The organism is Streptomyces spinosus (assembly GCF_020400655.1).
Classification (GTDB): domain Bacteria; phylum Actinomycetota; class Actinomycetes; order Streptomycetales; family Streptomycetaceae; genus Streptomyces; species Streptomyces argyrophylli.
The window spans coordinates 98,029-108,886 of the sequence record NZ_JAINRC010000007.1; the positions used below are offsets into that span (position 1 = coordinate 98,029).

At 73.6% G+C, this 10,858-nt stretch carries 6 protein-coding genes; 4 read left to right on the forward strand and 2 right to left on the reverse strand.

Annotated features, from left to right (window positions below; translation table 11 throughout):
* Window positions 1–19: 19 nt before the first annotated feature.
* The 4 genes from LG395_RS15000 to LG395_RS15015 all read left to right on the forward strand — a co-directional run bounded on the left by LG395_RS15000 (window position 20) and on the right by LG395_RS15015 (window position 9,153).
* On the forward strand, window positions 20–2,755 hold the full coding sequence (locus tag LG395_RS15000) for a glycoside hydrolase family 38 N-terminal domain-containing protein (RefSeq protein WP_225809976.1): 2,736 nt from the start codon (window positions 20–22) through the stop codon (window positions 2,753–2,755).
* 71 nt (window positions 2,756–2,826) lie between these two features.
* Window positions 2,827–5,823 carry a glycoside hydrolase family 2 TIM barrel-domain containing protein gene (locus LG395_RS15005; protein ID WP_225809978.1) on the forward strand — a complete coding sequence of 999 codons (2,997 nt, stop codon included), beginning with the start codon at window positions 2,827–2,829 and terminating at the stop codon, window positions 5,821–5,823.
* A gap of 601 nt (window positions 5,824–6,424) precedes the next feature.
* Window positions 6,425–7,525: a PP2C family protein-serine/threonine phosphatase gene (locus LG395_RS15010; protein ID WP_225809980.1), complete on the forward strand. Its 1,101-nt coding sequence runs from the start codon at window positions 6,425–6,427 to the stop codon at window positions 7,523–7,525.
* Window positions 7,526–7,599: 74 nt separating this feature from the next.
* Window positions 7,600–9,153 (forward strand): ATP-binding SpoIIE family protein phosphatase, encoded by a 1,554-nt coding sequence (locus LG395_RS15015; protein WP_225809981.1) that lies wholly within the window; start codon window positions 7,600–7,602, stop codon window positions 9,151–9,153.
* A gap of 75 nt (window positions 9,154–9,228) precedes the next feature.
* Here LG395_RS15015 and LG395_RS15020 read toward each other — a convergent pair whose 3' ends face one another.
* Together LG395_RS15020 and LG395_RS15025 are read right to left on the reverse strand one after the other, a co-directional pair.
* Window positions 9,229–9,381, reverse strand: a complete 153-nt coding sequence (locus tag LG395_RS15020) for a hypothetical protein (protein WP_171150217.1) — start codon at window positions 9,379–9,381, stop codon at window positions 9,229–9,231.
* A gap of 198 nt (window positions 9,382–9,579) precedes the next feature.
* Entirely contained in the window at window positions 9,580–10,857 is a 1,278-nt protein-coding gene (locus LG395_RS15025) for a cation:proton antiporter (protein WP_225809984.1), read from the reverse strand.
* Window position 10,858: the final 1 nt, after the last annotated feature.

The following is a 10,858-nucleotide window of genomic DNA, read 5'->3' on the forward strand; positions in this document are numbered from 1 at the left end:
ACAGAAGGTGTCTGTCGCCATGCCCCATGCGGCCGTGTTCGTGCCCCACTTCCACTGGGACCGCGAGTGGTACGAGCCCTTCCAGGTGTTCCGGCACCGGCTGGTCACCGCCCTCGACACCGTGCTGGAGACGGCCGAGACCGACCCGGAGTTCCGGTTCACCGTCGACGGTCAGATGGCCGCGGTGGAGGACTACCTGGAGATGCGCCCGGAGAACCGCGGTCGCCTCGCGGCCCTGGTCGCCGAGGGCCGGCTCGCCATCGGGCCGTGGCTGATCCTGCTCGACGAGTTCCTCTGCTCCGGCGAGACCATCGTCCGCAACCTCCAGCTGGGGTGGGCGGCTGCGGAGGGCCTGGGCGGGGCGATGCCCATCGGCTATCTGCCGGACATGTTCGGCCACATCGCGCAGATGCCGCAGATCCTGGCCCGTGCCGGCATCGCACACGCGGCGCTGTGGCGTGGTGTCCCCGGTGCCGTCGAGGGTCACGCCTTCCGCTGGCGTGCTCCCGACGGCTCCGAGGTGCGCACCGAGTTCCTCTTCGACGGCTACGACAACGGCCTCGACCTGCTGCTGGTGCCCGACCGGATCGGCCGCGCGCTCGGCGAGTACACGGAGTCGACGGCCCACCGGTGGGGCGACGACCCGGTGCTGGCGATGGCCGGCACCGATCACACCCCGCCCGACCCGCGGCTCGCGGCCTGGCTGCGGCGGGCGGCAGGACCGGACCGCGCCATCACCCTCGCCACACTCGACGAGTACGTCCGCGAGCACGTGCGCGACGAGGCGGCCACCGTCGTCACGGGTGAGCTGCGCAGTCACGTGCGCGGGAACATCCTGCCGGGCGTGCTGTCCGTCCGGCTCGGGCTCAAGCAGCGCATGGCCGTGGCCGAGCGCACCATCGACCACGCCGAGCGGGTGAACGCGCTGTGGTCGCGGCGGGACGACTCGCCGTTCCTCTCGCTCGCCTGGCACAAGATCATCGAGTCGACGGCGCACGACTCGGTGGTCGGCTCCGGCACCGACGAGACCTGTGCCCAGGTCGAAGCGCGGCTCGCCGAAGCCGCGCAGATCGCGCGCGCCGTCCGGGACGCGGCTCTCGCCGAGCCCGCCGCCCTGGTGCCGGGCGACGGTCATCTGGTCGCCAATCCGCTGCCGTTCCCGCGCGATGCGTTGGTCGAGGTCGAGGTCGCTGCCCCGCCCGAGGGAACCACGCTGGTCGCCACCACCGCGGACGGCCGCGAGCACCCCGTGCAACTGGTCTCCGAGGCCCCGACCGTGCTCAGCGACGAGCGCGTGGACGCCTCGCAGCTCGAACGCGTGCTGCGCCGGATCCACCGCCGGGAACTCTTCGGCCTGCTGATCGACCGCTACGAACTCACCCCCGGTTCGCTCGTCTTCCACCTCGCCGAGGTGCCGGCCGGCGGACCGTTCGACCTGCTCGTCCTGCGCCGGGACGTCGCCGCCGCCGCTGCCGCGCATCCGGGTGAGTGGCGGGTGCTGACGCTTCAGGAGGCGCGTGCCACCGCGCTGGTGCCCGTGCGCGTCCCCGCCTGCGGGCTGGCGGGCTTCCGGGTCACGCCGGGCGAGCGGCCCGCCGCCCCCGCGGCGGCACCCGACCCGGCGACGGCGACGGCCCGCACCCTGTCGAACGGGCTGGTGGAGGTCGTGGTCGCCGACGACGGAACGCTGAACGTGACCGGGACCGACGGCACGGTGCTGAACGGGGTCGGGCGGCTCGTCGACGGCGGAGACCGCGGCGACAGCTACAACTACGCTCCCCCGGCCCGGGACGTGCTCGTCTCGCAGCCCACGGAGGTCCGCTTCGAGCTGCTGGAGAGCGGCCCGCTGCGTGCGCGAGCGCGTGTCACCCGCGTCTACGAGTGGCCCGCGGAGCTCTCCCGCGACCGTGACGTGCGCAGCGGGCGGACCGTGGCGACGCCCGTCGAGACGCTGGTGGAGGTGCGCGCCGGCGAGCCGTTCGTCCGTGTGTCCACCGCGTTCCTCAACCAGTGCGCCGATCACCGCCTGCGTTTCCACGTACCGCTGCCCGAGGCCGTGGGCACGTCGGCCTCCGCCGGGCAGTTCGCCGTCACACAGCGCGGGCTCAGCGCCGAGGGCGGCTGGGGCGAGTACCCGATCCCGACGTTCCCCGCGAGTTCCTTCGTGTCGGCCGGCGCCGCGCACGTCCTGCTCGCCCACTCCGGTGAGTACGAACTCGTCGACGACGGCCGCGAACTCGCCCTCACCCTGCTGCGTGCCATCGGCTCGATCAGCGTCAACATCCATCCTCTCCGTGACGAGCCCGCGGCGAGCGAGATCCCGGCACCGGGTGCGCAGGACCTGGGCATACGTGTCGAGAACCGTTTCGCGGTGCTGCCCTGTGCGGCCGGCTGGGCGGGTGCCCGCGCGGTCGCGCGCGCCGAGGAGTTCCGCAACGACGTACTCGTCACGCGCGGGACCGCCCCCGCAGGGGACCCGCTGCCCCCGGACGCGACCGGCATCCACGTCGACGGCACGGACGTCCTGGTCTCGGCCGTCCGCCGGGTCACCGACGCCGGTCACGGAACCGGCGGCGGTACCGAGATCCGGCTGACGGCGATGAGCGACAGCGGGGCGCACGTGCGCGTCACCGGCCCGTTCACGGAAGCCACCACGGTCGACCTGCTGGGCCGGCCCCTGTCCGGGACGCCGGTGCGGGACGGGCTCGTTCTCGACCTCGCCCCGTGGGAGATCCGCAGCGTCAGGGTGCGCTGACCGGTCGCCACGGACGCTCGACGCCCATCTCACGCACTCCCGCACTCCCGCACTCGCTCACTCACTCGCTCATGAGAAAGAGTCGTGACCTCTTGTCCTCCAGACTCCCCACCCATGTCTCGGACCTCGCCCCCGGACGTGGTGCCCTGCGTCCCGCGCGGTCGTGGCTGCACTCCGACGCCCCCTCCCGGTCACTCGACGGGCCATGGCGGTTCCGTCTGTCGCCCACGGCGTCGGAGGCCGAGGACTTCGCGGCCGAGGGTTTCGACGACCGCGGCTGGGACAGTGTTCCGGTCCCCTCCCACTGGGTGCTCCAGGGCGACGGAGCCTACGGCCGGCCCGTGTACACCAACATCCGCTACCCCTTCCCGCTCGACCCGCCCCACGTGCCGGACGAGAACCCCACCGGCGACTACCGCCGCCACTTCGGCCTGCCCGCCGACTGGTCGGACGCCGAGTGCGTCGTGCTGCGCTTCGACGGGGTCGAGTCGTTCTTCCGGGTGTGGGTGAACGGCACGGAGATCGGCAGCGCGAGCGGCAGCCGGCTCGCCCACGAGTTCGACGTCACCTCGGTGGTGCGCCCGGGCGACAACGTCGTCGCCGTACGGGTGCACCAGTGGTCGGCGGGCAGTTACCTGGAGGACCAGGACCAGTGGTGGCTGCCGGGCATCTTCCGGGACGTCACCGTGATCGCCCGGCCTGCCGGGGGCATCGAGGACGTGTGGCTGCGCACCGGGTTCGACGACGGGCACGGACGCGTCGACCCCGAGGTCACGGCCGAGCCGGCGGCCTTCCCGGTCACCCTGCGCATCCCGGAACTCGGCGTGGAGCGGGTCTGGGCGACCCCCGCCGACGTGGCCCCCCTCGACGTGGCCGGGGTGGAGCCCTGGTCGGCCGAACGACCGCGCCTGTACGACGCCACCGTGTCGACGCCCGCCGAGACCGTCTCCCTGCGGCTGGGGTTCCGTACGGTCGAGATCAGCGGCGACCGGTTCCTGGTCAACGGCCGCCGCGTCGTGTTCCACGGGATGAACCGCCACGAGGCCCATCCCGAGCGCGGGCGCGTCTTCGACGAGGAGCACGCCCGGGCGGACCTGGCCCGCATGAAGCGGTTCAACGTGAACGCCATCCGCACCAGCCACTACCCGCCGCACCCGAGGCTGCTCGACCTCGCCGACGAACTCGGGTTCTGGGTCGTCCTCGAATGCGATCTGGAGACGCACGGCTTCGAGGACGCGGGCTGGGCCGGCAATCCCTGCGACGACCCGGCGTGGCGCGAGGCGCTCCTCGACCGGATCCGGCGCACCGTCGAACGGGACAAGAACCACCCCAGCGTCGTGATCTGGTCGCTCGGCAACGAGGCGGGAACGGGCGGCAACCTCGCCGCCATGTCGGCGTGGGTGCACGCCCGCGACACCGGACGCCCCGTGCACTACGAAGGCGACCACACCGGCGAGTACACCGACGTCTACTCCCGCATGTACGCATCGGTGCCCGAGATCGAGCAGATCGGCGCCGAGGGTGCCCGTTCGCCGCTGGCGCACTGCACCCCGGCACAGAGCGCCCGCCAGCGTGCCAAGCCGTTCCTGCTGTGCGAGTACGCGCACGCGATGGGCAACGGGCCCGGAGGGCTCGATGAGTACGAGGCGCTGGTGCACGCGTACCCGCGCGTGCACGGCGGTTTCGTCTGGGAGTGGCGCGACCACGGCATCCTGGCCGGCGCCCCGGACGGGACGCCGTACTACGCCTACGGCGGCGACTTCGGCGAGGTGGTGCACGACGGCAACTTCGTGATGGACGGGATGCTGCTCAGCGACGACGTGCCGACGCCCGGCCTCCACGAGTTCAAGGCGGTCGCGCAGCCGCTCCGCTTCGGCTTCGGTGACGACGGCGTCACGGTCACGAACCTGCGGCACTCCGCGGACACCTCCGACCTCCGTTTCCGCTGGCGGGTCGAGCACGACGGGACGCCCGTGGACGGCGGTGACCTGGAGGTGCCCGTCCTCGGACCGGGCGGTTCGGCGCGGGTGCCGCTGCCCCCGATCCGTGTGTCGCCCGACGCCGAGACATGGTTCACGGTGGACGCGGTGCTGGCGGCCGGGACGGCCTGGGCGCCCGAGGGGCACCTGGTCGCGACGGCCCAGCGGGACGCGTCGGCACCCCGTGCGGTGCCGGCGGCCCGGCCCCGGACCGACTGGCGGCCGGGAGGGGGGACCCTGACGCTGGGGATCGCCGAGTTCGTCGACGGGTCCCTCGTACGACTGGCCGGCCGCGCCGTGACGGGTCCGCGGCTGGAGCTGTTCCGGGCCCCGACCGACAACGACGAGAGCGCGTCCGACCGGGTCGAGGACAGTGACGCCGTGGCCGGAGTCTCCCACGCCGACCTGTGGCGCCGCGACGGTCTCGACCGGCTCGTGACACGGCGGGTCCGGGTGGAGCAGGCCGCGCGGTCCCTGCGCACGATCGACAAGGTCGCCGCGGCGGGCTCCGCCCCGTCGGTGACGGTGGAGTCCGTCTGGTCCCTCGGGGACGACGGCCTGGAACTGCTCGTGGAGATCGAGCCGTCGCGGGGATGGCGCACGGTGTGGCCCCGTATCGGGATCCGTTTCGGCTTTCCCGACGGCACGGCTCCGGTCGACGGCGCCGAGTGGTTCGGTCTCGGTCCCCTCGAGTCCTACCCGGACAGTCTGCGTGCGGCGCGCACGGGCCGCTTCACCGCGGGCGTCGGCGACCTCTCGGTCGGCTACGCGCGCCCCCAGGAGACCGGGCACCGTTCGGGACTGCGCCGGTTGACGCTGCTGAGCGGCGGCACCGGGGTGCTGCACGTCGAGGCGGTCCCGGACAGGTCGGGACGCCGTCCCGGCTTCACGCTCAGCCGCCACACCCCCCAGCAGACCGCACGCGCCGGGCACCCGTTCGAGCTTCCCGACTCGACGACGAGCCACCTGATCATCGATGCGGCCCAGCACGGACTCGGCTCACGGTCCTGCGGGCCGGATGTGCGGCCCGCGTTCGCGCTGCGCCCCGAGGCCCGCACCATTAGGCTGCGCATCACGGCGGACCGCTGAACCGGAACACTCCTCCGCCGCGGGCACGCCCGCCCAGGAGGAGCAGCGCCACGTCGCCGTCGCGCGTGGCCGTGTCCGGGAGAGGCTCCCGACCGGGCGGGGCCGCGGTGGCGTCCAGAGTGGCCGGACCGCAGGTCGTCCATGCGGCCGGTCCCGCCGCCGCGCGGGCCCGGCGGCCCGCGGGCTGCCGGCAGCAGCGAGAGGCCCGCCGCGCCGAACAGGGCGCCTTCACCTCTCCGGTGGGGCCGGGGTGTTGGGGCCGCTTGACTCGCGCGTTCGGGTGTCGCACATTTGAGTCCGCATAACGGAAACCATTTCTCGCATCATGGTGAGATTGCGTCATAAATCCGGTAAGGACGGCGGCCCCATGATCCACTTCCGTCGGAGCGCCTGCGTCGCATCACCGGGGAATCCCCGGCGCTCATGAGGCTCGAGCCCTCATAGGACCCCCATGAAACCTCCTTCCCGCCGTGTCCCGGCACCGGGTCCGAAGGACCCCGAGCGCCCTGGGCCACGAAGACTCCGGCACCGGTGGGGAAGCCGATCCCCACTCGGCCCCACGGGTGCCGGCAGACGCCTCACGAGCGGTGCCCGAGCCCAGGTGGGCCTTCCCCTCCTGCTGATCGCGGCGATCACTCTCGCGGCGTCCTTCGCGCCCCTGGCCGTTCACCTCTCCCCGCTCCTCGTTGCCGCCCCCACCTGCACCGCCGCGGTCGCCCGGACCCGGTACACGGTCGCCATGGCGCTGACCGCCAGTGCGGCCGTGGTTCTCGTCGACTGGCACGACGGACTGTTGCGTTCGCCCCTGCTGCCCGTTCACATCGGCGCCCTGCTGGCCGTCTCCGCCTCTGTGATCGCCGCTCGCGCCCTGCACGACCGTGACCTGAGGGAACTCACGCAGGTGCGGACCGTGTCCGAGGCGGCCCAGCGGGTTCTGCTGCGGCCCCTCCCCCGCAGGCTGGGCTCCTTGCGTGTCGCGTCGGCGTACCGGGCGGCCACCGCGCACGCCCAGGTGGGCGGCGACCTGTACGCCGCCGCCCGCACCGGCCGCGCGACCCGCATCCTCATAGGCGACGTCCGCGGCAGGGGTCTGCCGGCCCTGGAGGACGCCTCCGCCCTGCTCGGCGCGTTCCGCGAGGCGGCCCACCAGCACGAGACGCTCCCGGAGCTGGCGGCCGCCCTGGAACGCAGTGTCCGCAGGCACCTGGACGAGATGGCCGAGCTCGCGCCCGACAGCGCCGAGCGGTTCATCACGGCCCTGCTGGCCGAACTTCCCGACGGCGAGGAGACCGTCCGGATCGTCAGCTGCGGACATCCCCCGCCCCTGGTGAACCGGCGCGGACCCGTGACCGCCCTGCGCGTGGCCCGTCCCGCTCCGCCGCTCGGCCTGGCCGGGAGCACGGCGGAGGAATTCCCCCTCGCCACCTTCGCGTTCGCCCCGGGAGACACCTTGCTGCTCTACACCGACGGGCTCATCGAGGCCCGGGATGCCACCGGGAGCTTCTACCCCGTCCTCGAACGCGCCGCCGCCTGGGCGTGGCAGTGTCCGCACGGCCTCCTGCAGGACATCAGCAAGGACCTGAAGAGTTATGCGGGGCGGCACCTGGACGACGACCTCGCCATGGTGGCCGTGCACTTCCCCGCCCGCCCCTCCCACGTCCCGACGGCCATCGCGGGACCCGCACCGGAGGCGACCGCATGACCTGCGACACGACCAGTGACGACGACCCCCCGTCCCCGGTGTCCCGCCCGCACGGCGCCGGTCCGGGAGGGACCGTGACGAGGACGGCCGCCGTACGCCGCCTGCTGCGGCACCCCGGCTCGCTGCTCGCCGTCTACCTGTGCGCGGCCTGCGCGGTCCAGCTGGGCGCGTCGGCGGGGGGCCTGGTCCGCTGGTCCGCCTACTCGCTGCTCGCACCCCTGGTGGCCGCCGCGTTGCTTCCCGTCCGCAGCACCCTCACGGTCGGGGTGGCGACGCTGGTCGCCAGCGTCGCCGTCTACGGCTTCGCGATCCGGGGGGTCTCGGGCGGCGGCCGTACGGTCGTGATCTCCGCGGCCGTGCTGTCCCTCGTGCTCAGCCTCGTCGTCTGCAAGGCGCGGCTGCGTCCCCCGTGCTCGGCTCCCGCCCCCGCGGAGCGGCCCGTCGGGCCCGCCCACCGCGCGCCTCCTGACGCCTCGCCGCCGGTGACCGACCTGCGGCTGGACCTCCTGCCGCACCCCGCCGCGGTGGAACTGGCCGCCCGCCGCACGGCTGCCGACGGCACGGCCGGCGCCCAGGCCTACTGGCTCGACGCCATACCGCTGCCGGGCGCCCGCGTCGCGCTCGTCGCCGGGTCCGTCGAGGACGGGACCGCCACGCCCGCCGTCACGGCCGAACTGCGCGCCGCGGTACGCACGCTGGCCGACCTGGACCTGCAACCGGAGGAACTGCTCACCCGCCTGGAACACGTGCTCACCCGGCTGCGTCCGGCCGGCGACGCGGGCCGGGACCGCGCGGGCGCGCCGGGGGTGGCCGTGAGCTGCCTGTACGCGGTCTACGACCCCGTCTCCGGCGCCTGCACCCTCGCCGGCGCCGGATGTCCGGCACCGACCGTCATCGGACCCGACGGCGTCGTCACCACGGTCGAACTTCCGGCGAGCCCGCCGCTCGGACACGCGCTGCCGCCCGTGCAGAGCACGGAGGTGCGTCTCCCCGAGGGCAGTGTGCTTCTGCTGCCCGGACACGACCCCGGGACACCCGGCCCGCCGGCCGGGTCCGGCGCGACCGCGCCGCCGCGGGCGGACCCGGGACACCGGCCGAGCCTGACTGCCGTCTGCCAGGCCGCGCTCGACACGCTGCTGTCCGGCGGGCGCCACGTCCACGCCGGGGTGCTCGCCGCCCGTACCCGCAGGCTCGGCAGCGGCAACGTCGCCACCTGGGAGCTCACGGCCGGTCTCGCCGCCGCCTCCGAGGCCCGTCAGCTCGTCGCGCGGAAGCTCGCCGCGTGGGGCCTCGAGGAGGCCGTCGCCACCACGGAACTCATCGTCAGCGAACTCGTCACCAACGCCGTCCGCCATGCCGGGCCTCCGGTGCGGTTGCGCCTGATCCGCCAGGGCACCGGGCTGATCTGCGAAGTCTCCGACAACAGCAGCACCTCCCCGCACCTGCGGTGGGCCCGCACCTTCGACGAGGGCGGACGCGGGCTCTTCATCGTCGCCCAGCTGACCCGCAGCTGGGGCACCCGCCACCACGCCGACGGCAAGACCGTGTGGGCGGAACAGGACCTCGGAACGTCCGGAACGCCGGACGAAGCCCGTGCCGGCGGTCACGGCACGCCGGCCGCCCCCTGACCAGGCCGCCGTCCGGTGCGCCGGCCCCCGCGACGTCGTCCAGCGGGCCGGCTCGCGGCGAGGTACGGCGCTGGGTCAGGAGGGGCCCGGGCGGTCCGGATCCTCGCCGTCGGCGTCGAACACCTTCGTCCAGGTGGCGCCGCACCGGCAGCGGGAGTGCTCGATCAGCTCACCCTGTTCCGACACGCTCAGCCCCTGGCCGAGTCGCACATGTACATGATCACCCATGAGGAACCGCTCTCCTTGACGTGCGTCGCACATCATCGTGGCGGCCCGTCGCCCGGGACGGCAATGCCGCAGCTCACACATGCACCGGCGGTCGTGCCGTACGGCGCCGACGCGGGTGGGCCGCGGCACGGTCGACCGGGCGAAGCGCGCGGTCGGGAGGGGGCGGCGGGCGTGGTGCCGGCATGGCCCCGGACGACGTCACGGTTCCCTCGCCGTCGGTGTCATCCCCGCCAGGGGGGCTTCGTGCGGCCGCCGGCTCCGGTCCCGGTGGTCCAGCAGGGCCAGCAGCGGGGCCGTCATCACCGTGGTCACCAGGGCGACGATCACCAGGACGCCGAAGAGGGCGGGAGAGGCGATGCCCGCGGAAAGGCCCACGTTGATGGCGATGAGCTGCATCAGACCGCGCGCGTTCATCAGCGTGCCGACGCGGACGGCGACGGCCTGCGGCTCGCCCAGCAGGCGCGCCGCGGCCCAGCACGCACCGAACTTGCTGATGATCGCCACCGCCACACAGGCCACGGTGAACAGCAGAAGCCTGCCGTCGGACAGCAGAGTGAAGTCCGTGTTGAGGCCGGAGTAGGCGAAGAACAGGGGCAGGAACACGATCCGGCTGACCGGTGCGACCGCCTCCACCGCGCGCGTCACGACCGGGTCGCGGGGGAAGGCGACTCCGAGGCTGAAGGCTCCGAACACGGCGTACAGGCCGATGCGGTCGGTGTACCACGCGGCCAGGAACAGCAGCAGGACGGTGACCAGCAGCATGTGGTCCTCGGTCAGCCGCCGGGCCCGTTCCAGGGCCCGGGGCCGGACACGGAGGAAGACCCCGAGGAGGACGGCGAGCCCGGCCGTGCCGATCACGGCGCGCAGGAAGGTGTCCGCACCGCTGCCCGCCATGCTGAGCACCCCGGCCAGCAGGACCCACGCCACGGCGTCGTCGAGCGCGCCCGCGGCCAGGGAGACCGATCCGAAGCGGGTGTTCGTCAGCCCGCGTTCGGTGATGATCCGGGCCATCATCGGGAAGGCGGTGATCGCCACGGTGACGCCGACGAACAGCGCGCCCACCGTGGGCGAGATCCCGTCCGGGTACAGGTCCACCGTGTCGTGCGCCGCCCAGGCCAGTCCGGCGCCCAGCAGGAGGGGCACGGCGATGCCGGCCGCCGAGACGGGCACCGCCGTGCGGCCCACCGACCGCAGCCCGTCGGTCCGGAACTCGTATCCGGACAGGAACATGAACACGACGAGTCCGACCTGTCCCGCCACGTACAGCACGGGACGGATCTCGTCCGGGAAGACGGCCTTCTCCAGGCCGGGCGAGAGGAGGCCGAGGACGGAGGGGCCGAGGGCCACGCCGGCGACCATCTCGCCGACGACCGGCGGCTGGCCGAGCGGGCGCAGCAGCCGGCTGACGAGGCGGCACGCGGTGAGGATGACGGCCGCGGCGAGGAAGAACGCCGGGCCCATCTCGGTGGTCGACAAC